General features: G+C 54.3%; 22 protein-coding genes. 10 read left to right on the top strand and 12 right to left on the bottom strand.

The window, feature by feature from the left end; translation table 11 throughout:
* Window positions 1–13: 13 nt before the first annotated feature.
* The 4 genes from ACR0AI_RS19840 to ACR0AI_RS19825 all read left to right on the top strand — a co-directional run bounded on the left by ACR0AI_RS19840 (window position 14) and on the right by ACR0AI_RS19825 (window position 3,911).
* Window positions 14–1,084: an ABC transporter permease gene (locus ACR0AI_RS19840; RefSeq protein ID WP_480676620.1), complete on the top strand. Its 1,071-nt coding sequence runs from the start codon at window positions 14–16 to the stop codon at window positions 1,082–1,084.
* Window positions 1,084–1,866, top strand: coding sequence for an ATP-binding cassette domain-containing protein (locus ACR0AI_RS19835; RefSeq protein WP_170429655.1), 783 nt, complete (start codon window positions 1,084–1,086; stop codon window positions 1,864–1,866). Before ACR0AI_RS19840 ends, ACR0AI_RS19835 begins: the two co-directional genes overlap by 1 nt.
* Entirely contained in the window at window positions 1,863–2,534 is a 672-nt protein-coding gene (locus tag ACR0AI_RS19830; RefSeq protein ID WP_480676618.1) for a nucleoside/nucleotide kinase family protein, read from the top strand. The genes ACR0AI_RS19835 and ACR0AI_RS19830 overlap by 4 nt, the downstream gene beginning before the upstream one ends.
* A 993-nt stretch (window positions 2,535–3,527) precedes the next feature.
* Entirely contained in the window at window positions 3,528–3,911 is a 384-nt protein-coding gene (locus ACR0AI_RS19825) for a hypothetical protein (RefSeq protein WP_480676616.1), read from the top strand.
* Between the two features lie 881 nt (window positions 3,912–4,792).
* Here ACR0AI_RS19825 and ACR0AI_RS19820 read toward each other — a convergent pair.
* From ACR0AI_RS19820 to dctP, 10 genes are all read right to left on the bottom strand, one after another.
* A complete protein-coding gene (locus ACR0AI_RS19820) occupies window positions 4,793–5,404 on the bottom strand; it encodes a transmembrane anchor protein (RefSeq protein WP_480676614.1) in 612 nt (203 codons plus the stop codon).
* Between the two features lie 13 nt (window positions 5,405–5,417).
* Window positions 5,418–6,134, bottom strand: coding sequence for a HupE/UreJ family protein (locus tag ACR0AI_RS19815; protein WP_170690821.1), 717 nt, complete (start codon window positions 6,132–6,134; stop codon window positions 5,418–5,420).
* Window positions 6,135–6,183: 49 nt separating this feature from the next.
* Complete coding sequence (locus ACR0AI_RS19810; protein ID WP_170666240.1) at window positions 6,184–6,504, bottom strand: hypothetical protein; 321 nt, start codon at window positions 6,502–6,504, stop codon at window positions 6,184–6,186.
* A 198-nt stretch (window positions 6,505–6,702) separates the two neighbouring features.
* A complete protein-coding gene (locus tag ACR0AI_RS19805) occupies window positions 6,703–7,512 on the bottom strand; it encodes a PhzF family phenazine biosynthesis protein (protein ID WP_480676612.1) in 810 nt (269 codons plus the stop codon).
* A 2-nt stretch (window positions 7,513–7,514) separates the two neighbouring features.
* Entirely contained in the window at window positions 7,515–8,921 is a 1,407-nt protein-coding gene (locus ACR0AI_RS19800; protein WP_480676611.1) for an amidase, read from the bottom strand.
* Window positions 8,922–8,925: 4 nt separating this feature from the next.
* A complete protein-coding gene (locus ACR0AI_RS19795) occupies window positions 8,926–9,129 on the bottom strand; it encodes a hypothetical protein (RefSeq protein ID WP_170471590.1) in 204 nt (67 codons plus the stop codon).
* Window positions 9,130–9,259: 130 nt separating this feature from the next.
* The gene (locus ACR0AI_RS19790; protein ID WP_480676609.1) at window positions 9,260–10,414 is read right to left on the bottom strand and encodes a M24 family metallopeptidase; all 1,155 of its coding nucleotides are present in this window, start codon (window positions 10,412–10,414) and stop codon (window positions 9,260–9,262) included.
* 152 nt (window positions 10,415–10,566) lie between these two features.
* Window positions 10,567–11,862 carry a TRAP transporter large permease gene (locus tag ACR0AI_RS19785; RefSeq protein ID WP_480676608.1) on the bottom strand — a complete coding sequence of 432 codons (1,296 nt, stop codon included), beginning with the start codon at window positions 11,860–11,862 and terminating at the stop codon, window positions 10,567–10,569.
* A 1-nt stretch (window position 11,863) separates the two neighbouring features.
* The gene (locus ACR0AI_RS19780) at window positions 11,864–12,475 is read right to left on the bottom strand and encodes a TRAP transporter small permease (protein WP_480676606.1); all 612 of its coding nucleotides are present in this window, start codon (window positions 12,473–12,475) and stop codon (window positions 11,864–11,866) included.
* A gap of 65 nt (window positions 12,476–12,540) precedes the next feature.
* Window positions 12,541–13,545: a TRAP transporter substrate-binding protein DctP gene (gene dctP / locus ACR0AI_RS19775; protein WP_480701448.1), complete on the bottom strand. Its 1,005-nt coding sequence runs from the start codon at window positions 13,543–13,545 to the stop codon at window positions 12,541–12,543.
* Window positions 13,546–13,696: 151 nt separating this feature from the next.
* Here dctP and ACR0AI_RS19770 point away from each other — a divergent pair, with 151 nt between their 5' ends.
* A complete protein-coding gene (locus ACR0AI_RS19770) occupies window positions 13,697–14,443 on the top strand; it encodes a maleate cis-trans isomerase family protein (RefSeq protein WP_480676602.1) in 747 nt (248 codons plus the stop codon).
* 44 nt (window positions 14,444–14,487) lie between these two features.
* A complete protein-coding gene (locus ACR0AI_RS19765) occupies window positions 14,488–15,171 on the top strand; it encodes a GntR family transcriptional regulator (RefSeq protein WP_480676600.1) in 684 nt (227 codons plus the stop codon).
* A gap of 462 nt (window positions 15,172–15,633) precedes the next feature.
* Here ACR0AI_RS19765 and ACR0AI_RS19760 read toward each other — a convergent pair whose 3' ends face one another.
* On the bottom strand, window positions 15,634–16,596 hold the full coding sequence (locus ACR0AI_RS19760; protein WP_480701446.1) for a LysR substrate-binding domain-containing protein: 963 nt from the start codon (window positions 16,594–16,596) through the stop codon (window positions 15,634–15,636).
* Between the two features lie 80 nt (window positions 16,597–16,676).
* Here ACR0AI_RS19760 and proX point away from each other — a divergent pair, with 80 nt between their 5' ends.
* From proX to betC, 4 genes are all read left to right on the top strand, one after another.
* Window positions 16,677–17,636, top strand: a complete 960-nt coding sequence (gene proX / locus ACR0AI_RS19755; protein ID WP_480676596.1) for a glycine betaine/L-proline ABC transporter substrate-binding protein ProX — start codon at window positions 16,677–16,679, stop codon at window positions 17,634–17,636.
* Window positions 17,637–17,698: 62 nt separating this feature from the next.
* Complete coding sequence (locus tag ACR0AI_RS19750; protein WP_480676594.1) at window positions 17,699–18,718, top strand: quaternary amine ABC transporter ATP-binding protein; 1,020 nt, start codon at window positions 17,699–17,701, stop codon at window positions 18,716–18,718.
* An 11-nt stretch (window positions 18,719–18,729) separates the two neighbouring features.
* Window positions 18,730–19,647, top strand: a complete 918-nt coding sequence (locus tag ACR0AI_RS19745) for an ABC transporter permease (protein WP_480676592.1) — start codon at window positions 18,730–18,732, stop codon at window positions 19,645–19,647.
* 1 nt (window position 19,648) lies between these two features.
* Window positions 19,649–21,145: a choline-sulfatase gene (gene betC, locus ACR0AI_RS19740; RefSeq protein ID WP_480676590.1), complete on the top strand. Its 1,497-nt coding sequence runs from the start codon at window positions 19,649–19,651 to the stop codon at window positions 21,143–21,145.
* A gap of 84 nt (window positions 21,146–21,229) precedes the next feature.
* Here betC and ACR0AI_RS19735 read toward each other — a convergent pair whose 3' ends face one another.
* A complete protein-coding gene (locus tag ACR0AI_RS19735) occupies window positions 21,230–22,726 on the bottom strand; it encodes an aldehyde dehydrogenase (NADP(+)) (RefSeq protein ID WP_480676588.1) in 1,497 nt (498 codons plus the stop codon).
* Window positions 22,727–22,736 lie beyond the last annotated feature (10 nt).

The following is a 22,736-nucleotide window of genomic DNA, read 5'->3' as shown; positions in this document are numbered from 1 at the left end:
AAAAGGGGGGGATATGTCTGAAGCAAACCAAAACACCCAGGAATTTGAAACCGCCGCCAACGCGTCAGAAACCGTTGCGGAGTTTGAAGATCATCGGCGTGGTGTACTGGGGAAGTTGCAGCATCTTCTCCACGTCAATCCATCCTTTGTTCCCTTGATCGTACTGGTTGGCGCGATCGTAATTTTCGGCCTTCTGCTGGGCTCAAAGTTCTTCTCACCCTTTGCGATGACACTGATCCTGCAGCAGGTTCAGATCGTCGGCATCGTGGCCGCGGCACAAAGCCTTGTCATTCTGACCGCCGGCATCGACCTAAGCGTCGGTGCGATTATGGTGTTTTCTTCCGTCATTATGGGTCAGTTCACGTTCCGGTACGGCATCCCCGTGCCAATTGCGGTGATGTGCGGTCTTGCAATGGGAACCCTGATCGGGGCGCTCAATGGATGGCTAGTCAGTCGCGTGAAGCTGCCGCCATTTATTGTCACGCTCGGCATGTGGCAGATCGTTCTCGCGACAAACTTCCTGTATTCCGCAAACGAAACAATTCGCAGTCAGGATATCGAGGCCAACGCCCCGTTCCTGCAATTCTTTGGCACAAAATTCAGCGTCGGTGGCGCGACCTTTACGGTTGGTGTGATATTCATGCTCGTTCTGATTTTCGTGCTGGCCTACGCGCTTAAGCACACGGCCTGGGGCCGTCATGTCTATGCGGTGGGGGATGATCCCGAGGCCGCCGAACTATCCGGTGTGAACGTCCACAGAACGCTGATGTCAGTTTATATGTTGTCCGGATTGATCTGTGCCTTTGCAGGCTGGGCCCTGATCGGGCGCATCGGGTCGGTTTCACCTACATCCGGGCAATTGGCCAATATCGAAAGCATCACTGCGGTCGTGATTGGCGGTATCTCACTGTTCGGCGGGCGTGGCTCCATTCTGGGGTCCCTGTTCGGGGCTCTGATCGTCGGTGTCTTTACTCTGGGGCTCAGGCTTCTGGGCGCGGACGCACAGTGGACCTTCCTGCTTATCGGACTTCTCATCATCGCTGCCGTCGCAGTCGACCAGTGGATCAGAAAGGTATCGGGCTAATGTCAGACACAACTCCAGTCGTCCAAGGCCGCGGGATCGTGAAGCGCTATGGACACGTTACCGCCATTGACCATTCCGATTTTGAACTGCGGCAAGGCGAAATCCTTGCGGTGATCGGAGATAACGGCGCGGGCAAGTCATCCATAGTCAAGGCGATCTGCGGTGCCACGATCCCGGACGAAGGCGAGATCCTCATAGAAGGCAAAAAGGTCAACTTCACCTCGCCGATTGATGCCCGGAACATGGGGATCGAGATCGTCTATCAGCAACTTGCCATGTCCCCTGCCCTGTCGATTGCGGACAACATGTTCATGGGGCGCGAGATTCGCAAACAGGGTTTCATGGGCAAATACATGCGTCAGCTGGATCGGCCTGCGATGGAGAAGTTCGCCCGCGAAAAACTGACAGAGCTTGGGCTGATGACCGTGCAGTCGATCAATCAGGCGGTAGAGACGTTGTCCGGCGGCCAGCGCCAAGGCGTTGCCGTTGCGCGCGCAGCTGCCTTTGCGACCAAGTTCATCATCATGGACGAACCGACGGCGGCTTTGGGCGTGAAGGAAAGCCGCAAAGTGCTTGAGCTGATCCAGGACGTAAGAGCGCGTGGCATTCCGATCATCCTGATCAGCCACAACATGCCGCATGTCTTCGAAGTCGCCGATCGCATCCATGTGCACCGGCTGGGCAAACGTCTTTGTACGATCGACCCCAAGGATTATACGATGTCCGACGCCGTGGCCTTCATGACCGGTGCCAAGGAACCTCCAAAAGAGGACGCAGCGTGATCGAGCAGGATGCAAAGCACGTTTGCGACCTGATCTCCTCCCGGAGGCAGGTTGGGGTTCGGACGATTGTTGCAATCGCCGGCCCCCCTGCATCCGGAAAGTCGACCTTAGCGGAAGCCGTTGTTCAATCGCTGAACGCGCAACAGAGCTCGGCGGTTCCTTCAGCCACTCTTGTGCCAATGGATGGTTACCATTTGGACAATCGCGTTTTGGAAGCGCGCGGCTTGCGTGCAAAAAAAGGCGCACCAGAGACCTTCGATGCCGTTGGGTTTTGCAAGGCGATTAGGGCGCTGCAATCCGCGCTACATGAATCCTTTCATCCCATGTTCGACCGCCAAATGGACCTTGCCATCGCCAATGCGATTGCGGTTCACCCTGAAACTCCGATTGTGGTTGTGGAAGGGAACTACCTTTTTATGAAAAGCGACCCGTGGAGGACGTTGGAGGATGTTTTCGCCGCAACGGTTTTTGTCAGCCCCACATTGGAAGAACTTGAAAGCAGATTGCAGCAGCGCTGGATTAAGCACGGATTCGACCCGGAAATCGCGCTACAACGCGCGAAAACCAACGATCTGCCCAACGCAGAACGTGTCATCCGTGACAGCCGAAAAGCCGATCTTACATTGAGTCAAAACTACACCGAATTCGGGACGCGCCACGCGTTCTGAACCCGTGCACTGACTTCAGCCAGACCCTGGTGCAGCGCCTCCTAGCAGCTTCAGGTGCAATCCAAGTCACCCCATTACGCGATGAGGGCAACTGATGAAATTCTTCGAGGACACCGCAGAAGTAAACGACATCAAAGACCCTTTAGGCTTCGGCCTATCGGATGGGGTGACAACCAATCCAAGCCTAATCGCTAGGTCAGGTCATGATTTCAAAGAAGTTATTGCATAAATTCGCAGTCTGACGGATAGAGCGGAAACGGCTGAGGTTGCAGCTTTGGTTGCCGCGGGAATGATTGCATAGGCAGAGCACCTAGCGGGGATCGCCAACAACATCATTGTTAGACTGCAACAGACCTTGGATGCCGTATTCCGATAGAGATGGTCAGGCGGAAACATCTGAACAACTCCGTAGTACTGGACCAGCGGATCATCAATAGACGAACTCGCCCAATACTCGGCTTCAAGTCTTTTGCATCTGCGTCCGTGAGCCTCCCCAACTGAACTGGTCCTCCGCTTCCTAACATAACGGAGGACCAGTTCAGTTGGGGAGGCTCAAGTGTATCGGGGAAAGTTTTAGCCTAACGATAGATTCAGCAGCGCAAGGCTCACTAACCATGTCTGACACCTATGTAAGTCCTACCAAAGTGGCTGTGCCAGTAACTTGCTCGATGGCCGAAAGAAACACGGCAGCTGGCTGCATACAAAGAGTTACGGATGAAACTGTCCGCATTATTTCCGTCGATTTCAAAACTGGCTCGATCGTTTTCGTCGCCTATGACGACCCGCACCCAAGGACGATTCCTAGCTTGCACAAACAAAATCCTGCGAAGGAGAGCAATAGTTGCAACTTCCCGAGACCAAACTGACGACAAAAACCAAGTATACATTTCGACATACGGTCGCTGCATTCATGGCCCTTCGCGATCTACCAGAAACTGCTGCAGAGCAAGCAGCCTGGTGGTTTGGACCAGAAGGTGAGATGAATATTGTAAAATGCACAAAGTCAGCACATCACTTGGTCACTTGGACAGCGCTAAAAAGGCTATCGCAATTTGGGCTAAAGCAGACAACTCAGGTGTTTTCGCTGAGATTAGTGGATGGCACCGACGGCAAGAGCGACAAAAAAGCAAACCGCAAAAGCTGTTCGTTACACAATGGTTCGACGATGAAGGCACGAATACGGGGTGTTTTGGCAGCCTAAGCGAAGCACTGCTGTTCATTAAGTCGATAGACTATTTCTACGGTCACATGGATATTGAGGATGGTTACAATTGGCAACGTTTGAAATTCCTAGGGGGCGAATTGGCTGCAAACAGTGGTCAAATGCTTGTCAAGAAGGATAGCTGGCATCCATTGGCCTTGAATAGGGAATCCTGAGAGACTCGGGTGATTTTCTTGGTCCTTTATCTGACTGCGGTGTTCGGCTTTCTTTCGTATCTTCTTTGAGTCTCCTTCAACGGTCGCTAACCCAAACACTAGCAGTGCAATTGAACGAAAGACCAAGATCAGAAGGATAGTGTTTTGGTCTGCTCCTTGTCCTCGCAGGGTTCCTTTCAAATAGGCTCTACATTTCGCCGATCACAATGGGATGGCATCGCAACAGATCGGGATTGATCTGGTTTCTGAAAGGTCTTGTTAGATCACCCCTTTTGGCCATTCTTTTGCTATTGGCCTTGGGTGAGGCGCCAAGCCAACCAAAAGCCTAGCGATGACCAATCAGGCCGCGCAGTTCTGGTTCGGTCGGTATCGCATGATTTGGCGGCTCCACCCCGTACTTTTCCATCCATTCCAGCAATTCACCCCTTTGGGTTTGGATGCTTGGTGCGCTGCGATACTTGCGCAACTGCTCCAACCGACATTTCAGACCATACAGAATCGTTCATGGCTATTTCTTCATTAAATGCCACTGCGACTACGTTTTGCGGATGTTTTGGAACGTCGCTGATCTTTAACTCAATCGGCCGCCAAAACCTCAGTGAATTAGAGAATTCCGCCCTTCGATTCTGACCCAAACGTCAGGCATTCCCGACCTAATACACACTACAACTATTCAGTGCAACGCGGCTGAGGTCTCAGTTGTGTCGACATTTTCCGAATTCAACACTTCATATGAAAGGTGGCAAAGCTCTATAACAGCCTTTACGTCTTGTGACGCGACCCAAAACGGGCGCGGGCAGTGTGTTTATATGATGCAGTACTAAAGATCTATTCGCCTAAATGTCCCGCCGCGCAGAATACCTGCACGGCGGGTAAGTCGTTTAATCGACGATCTCGCTGTAGTTCCCGCGGACTTGTACCATCACTGATACGTCACCAGAATCTCGGTTGCGCCAGAACCAGCCATGTTCACCGGCAAAGGCCGCTTCGATGGTGCCTTCGGCACCGGTCGATCCACGCCCTTTCTCATAGGTGATCGACTCACCGCCACCGTGGCCATGCAGGTCGAAGTTCACCCGGCCGCCTGTCACGACCATGCGGTACTCAGCCGTCGCGCCTTCTTCCATGACCAGCTTCCATTCAGTCGACTCTCCGGGCGTTAGTATGAAGCTGGTTTCATCCTGCCAGATCTCGGCCTCTTGCGCATGAGCCGACCCGACAAACAGGCCAAGGACGTCGTTCAGCAGGCTCGACTGATCCTGGCTTTCGAGTTTGCGGTCTGCTTCGGCCTCGTCAGCAAGTTGCGATTTGATTTCGCCCATCTCTTGCAGCCCGAGCACGCGGCCAACGCCAGTCGGGTCGATCCCGTATTCGGCTGGCAGAACCACCGTGACAAGGATCGCGACGGCAGACGCACCTGCAATGACGGTCGAGCGGATAAGCTGAGCCGAGCTTGGCAGTTCCTCAAGACTTGGTCTTTCTGTGTTGAACATTTTCTGAACTCCGTTACGCGGCAACAAAATAGCCGGTGATCTGATAGCCCATCAGGATGAACCCGAGGGTCATCATGATGACGTTTACGCTGTAAGCTTGCTGGAAGAAGTACGGGCTTTTGCGCCAGAACCCCATAACGATAAGGATGATCGCAAGGGCCGTAAGCTGGCCAAGTTCCACACCCACGTTGAACGCCAACAGATTGGCAAGAAGCCCTTCCGGAGCGATGTCGTAGTCGAGGATTTTGGTCGCCAGACCCATGCCGTGGAACAGGCCAAAGATCAGCGTCGCGACTTTGGTATTCGGCTGAAACCCCAACCAGCGCTGGAACGCACCAAGATTGTCGAGCGCCTTGTAGACAACCGAAAGGCCGATAATGGCGTCGACGATATATGCGTTTACGCCCCAGCCAAACCAAACGCCCAACAGCATTGTTGTCGAGTGTCCGATCGCGAAGAGGCTGACATAGATGCCGACATCTTTGGCTCGATAGAGAAAGAACACGACGCCAAGCAGGAATAGGATGTGATCGTAGCCTGTGACCATGTGTTTTGCGCCAAGATACATGAAGGGGATGATGTTCACGCCCCAGATTTCTTGGATGTAGCCCGCATCGCCTTCAGTGACGTTATGAGCCAGCACCTGAGACGTGCTCAGTGCCAGATTGGTTATAATGAGGGCCAGCAGGAGCGTCGCGCGCCTGTCTAGACCCCGTGAGATTAGATTCATGGATGTTCTCCGTTGTTATGTGATGTCGAAAACCCCGATTGGGGCGACGTCACACGCGCGGAGGCCGGTCTATACCGTAGTTCTTCGTTGGGCCGTCCGGCACTCGGTCGAACGCCCTGTCATCTGAGAGCGAGGCCAGTGACAGCGCATTTTCCGGTTCCGGTATGACCATTTGGCTGTGGTCGTGATCTGCACCATCATGACTGTGCCCGTGCATCGCCCACAACAAATCTTCTTCAAAGCCATGGGTATGCCCGTGCTCTGCAATGATCTGCAAATGCTCCTGCACAGTTTCAATCACTGTCGGAGCATGGCCCACGTTTGGCTGAAGCGACCAAAAGATCAAAGACAGGCAGAGTAAAGCTGCCATCGCATTCTGCGCATATCTTTGAACTGCTCTCACGTTTTCAGTGCCTCTGCGGCCTTTCTATATCCCCCCCAGGGGTTATCTCGACTTATATGTCAAAACCACAAATGCTCGCAAGCCATCCGGTACGCATAACGCGGCAGAAACGTGCCTGAGAGCATCCGTGGTCTCTGTGGCGCCTAGGTTCGGTTGGCAGTCGCTCTATTGAACAACCAAGAAACCTTCCAACGAAGTGACAGCAGCGCCTTCAAGGATGACGCGGCTACCATCTGCTTCACACGCAATGATACCGCCTCGCGCAGAAAGCTGGCGAGCCAACAAGTGTTTTTTCTTCAGTCTCCGAGACCAATATGGCGTCAAACAGCAATGTGAAACGCCTGATACGGAATCTTCTGGCACACCATTTGACGGGGCAAAGAACCTTGAAACGAAATCAAATTCCCCTGCCCCTTGCGCCGATATGATAACTGCGGGCAATGGTAGTTTTGCCAAAGCAGCAAAATCTGGAGCACAGCTTAGAATGTCATCTTCGCTCTCAAAAACAGCCAGATAGTGCTTTGCGGCCAACAAAGCCGAGGGCTTCTTCCCAAGTGCTTCGATCAGACCTATGGGGACATCGACCACCTCTGGCACAAGTGCGGGCATATCCAGACGCAATCCGTTTTCCCCACGTCGAACAGTCATTCGGGCGGATTCAGAATGGAAGGTGACTGCATCCAACCCGACCTCGAGATTGGAGAATACGATGTGAGCGGCCGCAAGGGTCGCGTGCCCGATCATATCCACCTCGCGCGTAGGGGTGAACCAACGTATGTCGAATTCGGCATGCTCCGCGCGGTTGCGCGCATTTGCTCGCGGAACAAAAAACACCGTTTCAGATTGGTTCAGTTCACTCGCGATGGATTGCATGACCTGTACAGGCAGCCATTGATCCAGTGGGCAAACGCCAGCGGGGTTTCCGCTGAGCGTGCGGTCTGAAAAGGCATCGACGATAAAGGTTCGAAGTTTCATCCCTAGCCGTCTACATTCGGGCGCGGGATTGCGAACGCCCCGTCGTTTTCAATGGCAAAGGCGGCACGAAGAACCGTGCTTTCTTCGAAATACCTGCCAACCAGCTGCAACCCTATCGGCAATCCTTCCGAGTGCATTGCACAGGGCATCGTCAGCGCAGGATGGCCGGACATGTTGAAGAAGGTTGAAAAGCGCGTGATGGCATTACCAACTGCTTCTTCTACACCGTCGCGGGTTGTCTTCACAGTTCCCAGCTTTTGCGCAATTTCCGGCGTCGCCGGCGTCAGGATCAGGTCGACCTCTTCAAACAACGCGTTGGTCTCTTGCCGATAGAGTTCTACGAAGCGCTTGGCCCGGATGTAGTGTTCCGCCAGGAGCGTCTGCCCCAGTGCCAATCCGGCGCGAAAATCCTGCCCATAAAGCTCACCCCGGTCTTGCAAATAAGCCGAATGCGCGCTCAGAGCTTCCGGCATCTGAACGGTGAGAGACACGGCGCGGCTATGTTCGAGATCCGGAAATGTCACTGGGATCAATGCCGCGCCCTTCGCAGTCACAAGGCGTTTGACATCTTCCAATGCTGTCAAGATTTCCGGATCGGTTCGCTCGAAATAGAAATTTGTGGGAATGCCGATGCGCAACCCAGATATATCGCCATCGAGCGCTGCGGCATAGTCTTCGACCGCAAGGTTTTGCGAACCCGGATCGCGCGGATCGTAACCCGCAACGATCCCGAGCAAATCAGCGCAATCTGTGACGTCCCGAGTCATGATGCCCACATGATCTAACGTCCAGCAATATGGCACCACACCCGTCGTCGGCACTCGGCCAATGGTTGGCTTCAGTCCGACCAGTCCGTTCAACGCTGCAGGCGCGCGCACTGATCCGCCAGTGTCCGTACCAAGGCTGGCAGGGACCAAGCCGAAGGCCACCGCTGCCGCTGATCCGCTGGACGATCCTCCGGCCAGTCGGCTTGGGTCATAGGCGTTCACGCAGGTTCCATAGACCTCATTCTCGCCGGTTGCGCCGTAAGCGAACTCATGAAGATTGGTCTTGCCCAGGCTCAGTGCGGTTGCCTCTCGCATCCGAGCAATGACAAAAGCATCCTCCGATGCAATTCTGTCATGAAACACGCGCGATCCAGCTGATGTCAGAACACCTTCGATGTCGAAAAGATCTTTGGATGCGTATGGAATACCCGCAAAACGCGACCGCTCCAGATCGTCGCGCGTGAGGGTCTCGGCCACCTGGCGCGCAGATTTATCTGTCACGGTGATAAAGGCTTTGGAACGGTCATTGTGCCTTGCAATCCGCTCGGCAAAAACCGCGACCAGTTCAGTTGGCGTTATTTCACCGGCTTCAAGCCTGGATTTAAGACCGCGGACAGTGTCAAACGCAATTTCATTTGTCATCTGTCTATCGCTTCTGAACAGTCAGGGCCGGAGGTATCGTGCCAAGGTCGATCTTGCGAAGGACCTCCAACTCGTCCAGCAACTCCTGAAATCCGGTAATGATGCCTAATTTCGGGTCTACAAGTTCGTCTATTTCCGCATCGCTCCAGTCGTGCGAGGCCATCTGATTGCAGATACCTGTCAGAGTCTCTTTTTTCAGTTTTTGCATGTTACCCATCCACGCAGGTTCCGATAAATCCTCCGGCGCGCCAAGACGCGCGCCGCACTCGTGCGTCACAGTTGCGATAGTTCAACCATTTGGCAATCTGCTGCCCTGACCGATACCACCGTCTGTAGGCCTATTTGCTCAGCAGGATCTCACGCGGATAGTTGGTGATGTAGTCAAACCCGGTTTCCGTCACGACCACCGAGTCACCAATCCGACCTGCAGTGACACCATCGACCGAAATGCCGCCGTCGACCGCAAAGGTCATGCCCGGCTGCAGAACTGTCTTGTCTCCGGCTTTGAGCTCCGGCGCTTCCAGATATGCAACACCGATGGATCGACCGGTACGGTAGCCGGTTTCATAACCACGTTCCTGATAGACTTCGTTGGCGGCCGCAGCGACGTCTTCGGCCAGAACGCCCGGGCGGATCGCGTGGATCGCGGCTTGCTGCGCGTCAATCGCAGCCTGCTGCACTTCGCGGTCCAGGTCTGTCACTTCGCCGATGTGGAACATACGGTCGAAGCCCAGCTTGTACTGTTTGAACTGCGCCATGTTGCAGAAGCAGAAATAGACGGGATCAAACTTTTCATATGCTTTCACACCGGCACGACCATGCACCATCGAGGTATTCTTGCCGCTTTGAACAATCTGCAGGTTGTGGATCATGGGCGAGACGAAGCTGTCCCAACCCTTGTCGGTCAGGAAAGTGGCCGCCTTGCGCGAACCTGCATCAATCACCGCCAGCGCGCTCTCGTATTCCTGTGCGCCTTCTTTCAAGGAATTATGCGCCGCAAGCATCATCGCGCCAGCGATCTCTCCAGCCTGTTTCATCACTTCTATTTCGAAGGGTGACTTGATGGTCCGCATCGCGCCCAGCACCGGTGAGATATCCTCGAGCGGAACGCCCGGATAAGTCTCGTCCAGATGATTGCGGACAATTGCAGGGATCGAACCCTTTTCAACCCAGATCTCGGAAGGGTTCTCACCCAATGCACCTGCCAGCGCCCGACCCCATGTACGTTGCCCGATATCTTCCCAGGTACGCACATCCTCGACCCATGTCATGGCGTCGACCATTTCCGACTCCATCAGCGGCGTGATGATAACGGGCGAGTCATCCGCGTCCACCACGAGCATCGTGGGACGCCCGAACTCGATCCCCAAGTAACCCCAGAAACCTGCCAGGTAGGCCATCGAGCTTTCATCGGTAAACACGCCCTTTTGGATGCCTGCATCCTTCATGCGGTTCTGAAGCTCGATAGTTCTTTGTTTTGCGTGTTCAAGCATTTGCCTTCATCCTTCGAGAAAAGCCAACGGCATGACACCAAAACCGATGGCAGGTTTGACCTTCAGGCCGTCCTGTCATTGTTCGCACGGACGGCCATTTCGAATGTGAATTCAACACCGCCCGCCTTCCACGCGGGCGGCGTCGTCGCGCCTCAGTCTAGGAGACCCGGTAAGAAAAGAGCGACCGGCGGCACGAAGGTAACAACGAAAACCATCGGCAGGTGACCCAGCAGCAGGAACTTCAAGGTCGGGCCGACATAGGTTGACAGAGGTTGTCGAGTGACGCCCCCCGCCATGTAAAGCAGCGGTGCGCAAGGTGGAGAGATGTTGCCCAGTCCCAGGTTCGTACCGACAATGGCGGCGAAATGGATCGGATCCAAACCAATCTTCTGCGTTACAGGCAGCAGAATGATCGCAGCCAGAACTCCACCCGATACGTCGTCGATAATCATGCCCATGATCAGCAACAGCAGATTGATCAGCAACAGGATAACAATCTTGTTTTCCGATATCGTCAGCAACAGATCGGCAAACTGTGTCGGCACCTTGGCCAGAACCATGCCGCGGCTCATGACAAACAGGAAAAACAGAACCATCAAGATCGCGCCAGTCAGACGTGCGGCTTCGACTGTTGAGGCAAACAACTTGTCGAACGGAAGCGTGCGGTAGATCAACAGACTAACGGCCAGAGTATAGACCAGCGCCATCGATCCTGCTTCGGTCGGAGTAGCGATGCCGCTGTAAATACCGCCCAGAATAATCACCGGCATGATGATCGCAAGGCTTGCACGTTTACCGGTTTGGCCGATTTCTTTCACGGTGCCCGAGAACGACAGTTTTTCAGCGACCGTAATGGTCGTGTTGTTCCGCAGGAACCAGAAATTCAGCGCGCAATAGGTCGCGGCCAGTAGGATCCCCGGCCCCATGGTTGCCAAAAAACACTTGGCCACTGACTCGCGGATCGCAATCGCGAAGACAATCATTGGAATGCTGGGTGGGATCATCAGCGCCAGAACAGAAGACACGGCGACAAGCGCGGTCGCGTGGCCCGGGGGATACCCCTCCTTGATCATGCGCGGGACCATGATTTTCCCGATGGCTGCAATCGCAGCCGAGGCCGATCCCGAAATCGCGCCGAACAGCGCACAGGTCACAACGGTCACCGCGCCCAGACCACCCTTGGTTCGCCCGACGAAGGAATTGACGAAATCCAACAGCCGCTCAGATATCCCGGAAGCGCCCATCAGGGTTCCCGACAGGATAAACAGCGGAATGGCAAGCAGCGAGAACGCACTGACTTGGGAATATCCAAATCCGGCATGAAACGAGATGTCTGTGCCCTGCAAAGTGCCAAAAACAAGCGCTCCGATGCCGAAGGCAAAGCCGACGGGTACTTCGATCAGCAGCAGGACAATGACGATTGCGATAGCAACGAAGAACAGTGTCATATCACTCTCTCCCCTTCCCGGTGATCAGCGCGCGGGCTTCGAGAAAGATCTGAAGCAGCATGTAGAAACCCATCAGCACGAAGCCGAAGACCATGCTGAGATCCCACATGTATTTTGGGAATTTCATGTAAGAGCTTTTGCGGTTCAGGTTGATGTTGAACTGCGCAAAATCCCAAGCGTATTTGGCAAAGACGATCAGTGCGACCAGGCACAGGATTGATCCGAACAAACGGAGGGCAAGCAATGTCTTTCGATTTCGAGAGACCAGCGACATCACTCCACCTTCGATGTGGTCACGCTCGCGGGAGCAATACGCCATTCCGATGAAGTAGATCCACAAGGCCAACATCGGTGCCAGCTCTTCGATACCGAGGAACGGAGACGCAATGACATATCGCATGAAAACCTGCGCGGCCATGACCAAGCCAAGGGCAAGCATTGCGACAAACATGATGACGCGCATCAGCCACGCAACTTTGGCTTCCAGCGAGTACAGGCCATCCAGGCCGCGATAGACAGGCAGTTCGCGATCCTCTGCCGCAGGCACCGGTATGATCGGCGATGGCACCAGAACATCGTCCAGACTGTCCGTGTGCAAGATATCCTTGGTCATTTTCCCTCCCGTCCCCAAAAGGAAACACGCGCAAAGTCGAATTTTGCGCGTGTTCTTGAGTGGCGTTATTCTACGCCGGCCGCCTGTCTGATGGCGCCCATCACCTCTGTGCCGATGATCTCCTCCATGTAGGGATATTCGACGGCGACAACCTTTGAGCGGTAGGCATCCAGCTGCTCGGGGGTCAGTTCAACGACTTCGATCCCGGCCGCTTCGATCTGCTCGAACCACTTGGGGCTTTCAGACTCGGCGTTTTCCCACGCCCAGGTGACGGATTCATTGGCCGCCTCTTTTACCCATCCTTGCTGCTCCGCTTTCAGGCCATCAAACCAGGCTTTGTTTGCAGTCCAGAAGGTGTGTTCGAAGTTTTCGCGCGTGAAAACGTAAGCGCTCAGCACGTCCTTGAACAACAGAACCTCGGAGGGCGGCGAGTAAGCCCGACCGTCAATCGCACCGGTCTGCAATGCTGTATGCACCTCGGAGAATGCCATCGGAACGGCCGAAAAGCCGGTTGCTTTGTACCGCTCGATCGCCATGGGCATACCCGGAACGCGCATCTTGAAACCTTCGGCATCGGCCGGGAAGTTCACTGGGACGTCAACGCCTTTGCGCACAACGAAACCCGTGAAGTCGGTCGGGATCGTACCCAGCAACTCCATACCCAAGTCGTTCATTATGCCGTTGTAGACTTCGTTCATTGTCGAACCGGGACCGTAGACTTCCTTACCCGACTCCCAGTCGTTGGCGACATAGCCTAGAACGGACACGTCCCAGCGCGGATCAAGCTCGGAATGGTTCCACGACATGGTCATCTGAACAGCGCCTTGAGCGACCTGCTCGACGATCGATGTCCAATCACCCAGATCACCACCGGGGTGATAAGAAACCGACATGGTTCCACCAGAAAGCTCGTCCAGCCGTTCGATGAACTGTTCGGATACTTTGTGGAAGATGTGTTCCTGATCCATGACGTGGCCCAGAATGATGTCCTGAGCCGATACACTGGACGCGGCGAACCCGGCAAAGCCGAGCGCGACAGCCCCAGTTTTCAGAAATTTTGACACCTGCATTTGCGAAGGTACCTCCCTTTGATCGAATCTCGGCCTGTGTTTGAGGAACCCCAATCAGGCTGGCGGGACAGTTGACCTGTATACAGCTTAATGTCTATGATCAATTTTAGTCACTATTTTCTTATAAAAATGAGGTAGGTGCATGCATGTCATGAGAATTGATCCAGGATCCATGTTCGATGAGGGCCGCCACAAACGGGCAAAAATAGGATTCGTTCTACTCGCGACCGAGCAGACAATCGAAGACGATATAATGGAACTGATACCAGAAGGCGTCGGCGCACATTTCACCCGGGTGGCCATTCCAGACAGCATCACAGTTGACAGTCTGACCGGAGTCGGGTCCGACCTGGCACGCGCCGCGTCGACCTTGTTGCCAGATGGTAGTCTGGATGTGATCAGCTATGCCTGCACGTCCGGCAGTTTGGTCCTAGGAGAAGAAAACGTATTTCGCGAACTGCGCAAAGGCGCACCCAACGCGATCGCGACCTCTTTGATCACCTCTGCAATTCGCGCTTTAAAAGCACTTTCGGCAGAAAAGATCGCGGTGTGTACACCTTACCTTGAAGACGTGAATCAGAAAGAAAAACAGTATCTTGAAAATCAAGGGTTCCATGTCACTGATATACTCGGCCTGAATCTGGAAAAAGACAGCGACATGATCCGTGTGCGCCCGGACGTGATCGAACAGTTGGCCCATTCGGTCGATTCCGGGGCGGCCGATGCCGTGTTTATTAGCTGCGGTGCGTTGCGGTCAATCGAAGTCATTGAACGGCTCGAAGACGCCCTGAACAAACCCGTAATTTGTTCAAATCAAGCCATGGCATGGGATGTCTTGCGTAAAGCGGGTGTTGATGACCAAATTGCTGGGTACGGTCGGTTGTTGAGAGACTACTGATTGGTAGTCTAAGACAGCAAAGAGCACCCAGAGGGATCAGAACCGTGACTATCGCAGATTCAGGAATTGCGGCGCCCTCAAAGGCAACCGTAGACGAGATCCAAGAACAAATCTTGGAGCGCATCTGCTTCGCGCACTACCCTCCGGGCACTCAACTGAAAGAGGCTGCGCTTGCCAAAGAATTCGGAGTCAGCAGAACCCCCGTCAGAGATGCCATCGCGCGCATTGGGCATCTCGGATTGGTAGAGACGCGCAATGGTGTCGGCACCGTTGTCATCGAGCTTTCAGCAGAACGGGTTCGCCATCTATACGAAATGAGGATGGAGCTTGCCCAGATGATCGGGACATTGTCGCCGATCACTGTCACAGAATTTCACCGCGAAGAGGCTCGTTCGATCCATGAAAAAGCCGTCGCACTGCGCGAGCAGCTGGACTCTCAGGAATACGTAAAACTGAACCAACGACTACAGACCCTGATCACATCTCTGATCGGAAACCACTCTCTGCGTGAATTCTGGAACCAGGCGTATTTCCAGTCGTCCAGCGTCTGGCATCGCATGGAACAGATTGTTGGCATAGTTGCCTACGACTCATTGGTGCGAGAGACCTCTGACTTGGCCAAAGCACTGGAGCGTGAAGACATCGCCGCCGTCGGATTTCTGCAGAGAGTCTACATAGGATATGCTTTTCAACTGATTGAGAAGCACCTGTTGCACCGACAAATATGAACGCGGATTTTGATCCACTTGCCCAATGACTACCGTGAGTTTTCGTGAAAATCCTACAAGAAACGCTTTTTCACATCACACTATTTTGCCCGCCCAGTGGAACCGCCTTCTAGTTGGATTTTGAGCCTTTGAGAGCGGGCGCATCTGCACTACCTAAGATTGAATCTTAGGAGTATAGCGAACCGCGAGCACCGCTAAACAGGTGCTATGTGAAGCGATCTATAGTTGAGTGGTCAGCTCACCTGCGGATTGAGCGAACCATCAGATCGATCCGCAAAATAGCGGCCTTTTATCCCGCGCGCAGAGAACGTCTGTTTCTAGCCCATTTTGACCGATGCTGCGCGATGTCCGAATTACAGCATCGTACAGCAAAGCCGACTTTGCAAAGATGAATGGACCGCTCACTGCTACATTTCGGTGCGATAGTAAGAATTGGGCTGGTCGAGCTCCCTTAGTAACACATTATCGCAGGATTGGTGGGCATTTAAACTGAGCTGTCTGATCAAAAATCCAACTGCAAAACTTTTCCGCGTCCGCTCGTTCTGTCGTTGCGTTGATCAAATAGAAATAGTCTCGCTCAATCTCCAAAAAGCCATCCAACTTTAGTAAAGTCCCATCGGCAAGGTACGGATCGACCAATGGGTTTCCGGCCAACGCAATCCCTTGTCCGGCAATCGCGGCTTGCAACATGTTTATATAGGTATTCAACGCTACTCCACTGGACTCAGCTGGTAGCACGAAACCGTTGGCCTTGAACCAATGCGGCCAGCGGGCTCCGGGCCGATAGATGCCAGATAGATGAAGCAAGTTTTCGTTCATCAGATCAACGGGTCCTGACAGTGAGGTATTGGGAGAGTATTTTGGGCTCATCACTGGAAAAATACGCTCGCGCAATAGCGGAGTTACGTTGTTTCCAGTTGGCTTGTCTTTGGAATACCGGATCGCGACATCGACGTTTTCGGCGGCAAGGTCAAGCTTACGATCAGTGATAACAAGGTTCAGTTCAACCTCCGGGAACTGATTGCTGAAATCCACCATCCGCGGCATGAGCCAGTAGGTCGCAAAGGCAGTCGTCGTGGTTACTGTCAGTGGGGTATCACCTGACGTCTTTGAGACATTCAGAACGGCGTTTGCAATCTGATGCAAAGCCGGAGCCACCTCAGCCTCCAGCATTCTGCCCGCTAGAGTCAAAGATACTTTTCTGTGGTCCCTGACAAACAGCGTCGTACCAAGCGCTTGTTCAAGCTCGGCAATCTGGCGGCTAACCGACACGCGCGTGACACCCAGCTCTTCTGCCGCACGTGTAAAGTTGGAATTTCTGCATGCCGCTTCAAAGGTAATCAGATGCGGCAGCTTTGTAAGAGTTTTGCGGAGATTTACCATAACACAATGGTTAACATTGTGGATGGTATTTTGGAACTTCACAACTGCGATCAGATCACAAAAAATTACCCCAAGAGAAGAAACCGGCCGAACAGGCCCTCGTAAATTTCAGGGAGGTAAACATGCCAAACTTCTCCAATCTTGCGCGTACCGCCGCGATGACAACCGTGCTTGGACTTCCGGCATTTGCGGCCGATCAGCCCGGCGCAGGTGTTGATGTCTCGCCAATTAAGGGATCGCCCGCCAACGCATGGTTTCAGCATATGGTCGTGCAACAGGGTTTGGAGGCTTTGGGCTACAACGTCGAAGAAACCTTGGAAGCAGATTTCCCGGCTGTGCATCTGGCTGTCGCGTCTGGTGACGCCGACTACACCTTCAATCACTGGAAACCCCTCCATAACGACTTTTTTGACAAGTCCGGCGGCGAAAGCACAATGACGCGTGTAAAGGCCGGGATTACCGGGGCGGGCCAAGGGTTCTTTATCGACAAGAAGACCGCCGAAGCGAACGGCATAACCAGCGTTCAACAGTTTTCCGATCCTGCCGTTGCTGCCCTGTTTGATGCAGATGGCGATGGTCGTGCCAACCTGTCCGGATGCAATCCCGGTTGGGGATGTGAAATCGCAATCGAGGATCATCTGGACAATTTGAACCTGCGCGAAACCGTTCAACATGATCAGGGTAGTTATTTTGCGATCATGGCTGACACCATTACGCGATACAACGAAGGTGGCGCCATCCTGTATTACACATGGACGCCAAACTGGATCAGCGACGTCCTGATCCCCGGTGAAGACGTGGTGCAGATCGGTGTTCAAAGCGACGGCGAGATGGACGCAGGCTTTGCTGTGAACGACGTCTATATCGTTGCGAACAATGAATTCCTTGAAGAGAACCCCGCCGCTGCCAAGTTCTTTGAACTGGTCGACATCCCGATCAGCGCCGTCAACGCGGCGCAAGTGAAACTGCGCGACGGGGAAAACACGCTGGAAGACTTCCAGCGCCACGCCGCTGATTGGATCGCCGAAAACCAAGCACAATTCGACGGTTGGGTGGCCGAGGCCGCCGCCGCCGCAAACTAACTCTCCCCGAAGACTTTGGGGCGGCTTATCCGGCCGCTCCGGATTTTTGAAGGAACAAGATAATGGCTGATGCACAGATCGAATGTCGTGACCTCTGGAAAATCTACGGCAACCGCTCGGACGAAGCCATGAAGGCGGTCCTGGCTGAGGGGCTGTCGAAAGAGGACGTAAGAGACAGATTTGGCTGCGTTCTTGGCGTTCGGGATGCGAGTTTCAGCGTCCGGAAGGGCGAGATTTTCTGCATCATGGGACTGTCCGGGTCAGGCAAGTCCACCCTTGTGCGCCACGTCAACAGGTTGATTGAACCGACGTCTGGCCAAATTCATGTGGCCGGTCAGCGTGTGGACACGATGGGCGAAGAAGAACTTCGCCAATTGCGAGCCGAAACGATTGGCATGGTCTTTCAGCATATGGCGCTGTGGCCGCATCGAACCTTGGGCGAAAATGTCGGATTCGGGCTCGAAGTTCGCGGCATTGATTTGCCAACACGGCGAGAAGCGGCAGTCAAGGCGCTCGAAGCCATGGATCTAGGCGGTTGGATTGATCACTACCCCGATCAGCTTTCGGGCGGCATGCAGCAGCGTGTCGGCCTGGCCCGCGCGCTTGCAGCCGACCCAGAAATCCTGTTGATGGACGAGCCATTCTCGGCGCTTGATCCTCTGATCCGCCGCCAATTACAGGACCAGTTCCTGAACCTGTCGGCGCAGATGCACAAAACCACGCTGTTCATCACCCATGATCTGGATGAAGCCATCCGGATGGGAGATCACATCGCCATCATGAACGACGGTGAGATCGTTCAAATTGGTACACCCGAAGAAATCGTGACCAGCCCGAAAGACGACTATGTCGCCGAGTTTGTAACTGGCATCAGCCGTGTCGCGCTGGTCCGGGCGGAAACCATCATGGAGCCGCTGAACGGGCGGGAGACAACGGAAAAGACCGTGCGCGTCGACGCTGAACTGGGTGAGATCATTGATCTGTTCATGGAGGACCAGTCTCCGGTCACCGTCGTAAGTCCGGATCATGCCTCAGTTGGGCAAATCACCATCAAAGACGCTTTAACTGCGTTGCGCGGGTAAGGAGCGAAATCATGGATATCTGGAATATTTTTGACACCGAATGGGTCCCTGTTGGCACATGGGTTGAATCCTTCCTGCAATGGGTGGTGACCAATTTCCGCTTCATCTTTCAGGCTATCAAGGTGCCGTTTGAGATTGTTCTGACCGGATTGGAGGACGCTCTAACCCAGGCCCCTGACCTGGTGGTTCTGGCATTGATCATTTTGGTGGCCTGGCAGGCAGGCGGTCGCCGTCTGGGCCTGATCTCGGCGGCCTGTATGCTTGCCATCGGTCTGATGGGGGCATGGGAAGAAAGCATGACCACCCTGTCCATCGTTCTGACATGCGTTGTGTTCTGTTCACTGATCGGCATTCCGCTGGGTGTGTATTCGGCCAAGAACGATCGGTTCTGGACGGTCCTGCAGCCCATGCTTGATCTGATGCAGACGATCCCGTCCTTTGTCTATCTGGTGCCCATCGTCATGTTGTTTTCGATCGGCAATGTTTCGGGCGTGATCGTGACCTTTATCTACGCTTTGCCGCCGGTGGTGCGCTTGACCAATCTGGGCATCCGACAGGTTCGGGGAGATATGGTCGAAGCGGCGCGCGCATTTGGCGCATCGAACCGGCAAACGCTGTATAAGGTCGAGCTACCTTTGGCGATGCCGACCATCATGGCCGGCGTGAACCAGACCATCATGATGGCGCTGAGCATGGTTGTTGTGTCTTCGATGATTTCCGTGACGGGTCTGGGCCAGATGGTTCTGCGCGGCATCGGGCGCCTGGACATGGGTCTGGCGACCGTTGGAGGGTTGGGCATCGTGTTTCTGGCCATCGTCATTGACCGAGTATCGCAAAGCTTCGGCATTTCATCGCGTGAGCGTGGTCACAAGAAATGGTACGAAACCGGCCCGGTTGGATATGTCCGCAGCCTGATGGGACGGGGGTAACATGACCGACTCTCGCCCAAATATCCTGTTCTTTCAGGTCGATCAGCTGACGGCGTCTGCCCTGCAAACCTACGGAGACACCATCTGCCACTCCCCGACCATTGGTGATTTGGCCACGCGTGGTGTGGTGTTTGAGAACGCCTATTGTAACTATCCGCTTTGTGCACCATCCCGCTTTTCGATGGCAACAGGGCAGCTGGCGTCGAAAGTTGGCGCTTATGACAATGCAGCAGAGTTTTCGGCCGAAATCCCGACCTATGCGCATTACCTGCGCGCAGCGGGCTATCAAACGGCCCTGTCCGGCAAAATGCATTTCATCGGCCCTGATCAGTTCCACGGGTTTGAAAAGCGCCTGACAGCAGACCTGTATCCGGGTGATTTCGCCTGGGTTCCCAATTGGGAAAACGAGGGCAAGCGCGACACCAACGATCCCCGGGCCGTGCGCATCGCCGGGATCTGCGAGCGGTCGGTCCAGATCGACTATGATGAAGAGGTCACTTTCAAGGCTGTGCAACACATCTTCGATATGGCGCGCAGTGACGACAAACGCCCGTTCTTCCTGCAAGTTTCTTACACCCATCCGCACGAACCCTACCTGTGCCGGAAAGAGTTCTGGGACCTCTACGAAGGAAAAGACATCCCAATGCCCGCAGTTGGGGCTTTGTCAGAAAACGAGCATGATCCCCACTCTGTGCGGCTGCTCAAGGATTTCGGCATGTTGGGAATTCAATTCAGTGACGAGGATGTAGCCCGCGCCATCCGCGCCTACTATGGATCGATCAGCTATATCGACAGCCTGATGACCCGGATCATGGATGCTCTGAGAGCAAGCGGCGCGGACCAAGACACCGTAATTGTTTTCACTTCGGATCACGGCGAAATGCTGGGTGAACGCGGCATGTGGTTCAAAAAACATTTCTTTGAAAAGTCCTTGCGCATTCCGCTGATCATCGCTGGCCCCTGTATCGCACCACAACGGGTTCAGGAATTGACTTCACTTGTCGATCTTCTTCCGACACTGAACAGCATGGCCGAAATTGAGGAGCCTGTAGAGCCGTTGGAAGGCGTGAATCTGTTGTCTCTGCTGGACAGGGGTAATCCACCGCCTGAACGCGCGGTCTTTGCCGAGTATTTGGCCGAGGCGACTAAGGTTCCGATGTTCATGATCCGCCGAGGCAACTACAAGTTCATTTCCTCGTCCCATGACGGGAACATGCTCTTTGATCTATCCGACGACCCGAATGAGCGTACAAACCTCGCACATGCAGAGAGCCATTGCGAATTGGTCAACGTATTTAGCCAAGAAGTCCGAGAAAAATGGAATGAAGCTGAGTTGATGGAAAGCATCGTGCTAAGCCAAAAGCGACGCGCTCTGGTTCGCAGGGCAATGGGGCAAGGAGTCAAGCAGCGTTGGAACCACGGTGAGTCTGAAACCGACAGAGTTCTATGGTACCGCGGAGAACAGGGCTACAATGAATGGGCGTTTAAACATATTTGACTTCAATTTGTTAAGTGCCCTGCTCGCTTAGCCGAGCAAGTAGTTTTGGCAAAAGCGACCCAACAGCCGCTCACCCTTAAGGCGTCAAATGTCTATGCTGATCTCGTCAGGTACATTCTGGTAGCAAACGGGTCGCAAAAAGCGACGGATCGACAGTGTTCCAACGCTGGTTGCCCCGAAATTCGTCGATGCTGGATATGGACCGCCATGCACCATGCTGTCTGCGACTTCGACACCAGTTGGAAACCCATTGAACAAAACACGCCCAGCTTTGCGTTCCAGTATTGGCATCAGCTGGACCGCATGCGCAGAGTCCTCCGGGTCCATGTGTATGGTTGCAGTCAACTGACCCTGCAACGCGCGCGCGATCGAAGCGAACCTATCGACATCTTTGGCAACGACCACAATGCCCAATGGCCCAAAGACTTCGTGGGCCAAGACCGGGCTGGTTTCGAAATCGTCGGCCGAAACCCGGTAGAGAAAGGTACCCACATCCCGGTTCTCTGTTGTTCCGGAAACCACCGCCGTGACTTCGGGCTCGGATGCGATGCGATCACGACCCTCGCAAAATGCGCGGGAAATGCCATCTGTCAGCATGGTTTGCGGGGCTGTATCCTGCAGCGCCGCGGCAGCCTCGGCTATGAATAGCTCAGCGTCTGATCCTTCAGGCACAAGGGCAATCCCGGGATTGGTGCAAAACTGGCCTGCCCCCAGAGTTAAGGACGCCGCCCAACCCTTCGCGATCTCTGCACCACGTGATTTCAGGGCGGCGGGCAGCAGGAACATCGGATTGACCGAACCCAACTCACCAAAAAACGGGATCGGCTCTTCACGCGCTGCACATAAGTCGAACAAGACCCGGCCACCGCGTAAGGAACCGGTGAAGCCAACCGCTTTGATAAACGGATTCTGAACAAGTGCGCCGCCAACGGCAACGCCACCATCCTGCACAAAGCTGAAGACACCCGGATGCAGGTCAAGGCTCTGTCGGGCGGCGTCGATAGCCTCGGCCACGATCTCGCCTGTACCCGGATGTGCCGGATGACCTTTGACCACCACAGGACACCCCGCTGCCAGCGCCGCAGCGGTATCACCACCAGCCGTCGAGAAGGCCAAAGGAAAATTCGATGCGCCAAAAACGGCCACCGGGCCGATCGGGCGTTGAACCATCTTTAAATCCGGGCGTGGCAAGGGCTGGCGATCCGGCAAGGCCGCGTCATGGCGGTAGTCCAAGTATGCGCCATCGCGGATATGGTCAGCGAACAGGCGCAACTGCCCAGTTGTGCGGCCCCGCTCACCTTCCAGCCGCGCGGTAGGCAGACCGGTTTCAGAACAGCCAATTTCGGTTATTTCCGCGCCGCGCTTTTCGATCTCATCGGCAATTCGTTCAAGAAACATGGCGCGCTTTTCGCGCGTGGAGTACCCATAGGACCAAAAGGCATCCTCCGCAGCGGTGCACGCCTGTTCCACAAGGCCCGGTGTTCCTTCCGAATAGGTTTTGGCATCTCCAGTTGCAGGCGCAGATTGAAAGCTTCCTTCACCTGTCATCCATTCGCCAGAAATCAGGCTGTGTCCGTTCATGTCTATGTCC

Source organism: Ruegeria sp. BG3, assembly GCF_056538485.1.
The sequence above is the reverse complement of the archived record's forward strand: the minus strand, read 5'-3'. Positions and strand labels throughout refer to the sequence as shown.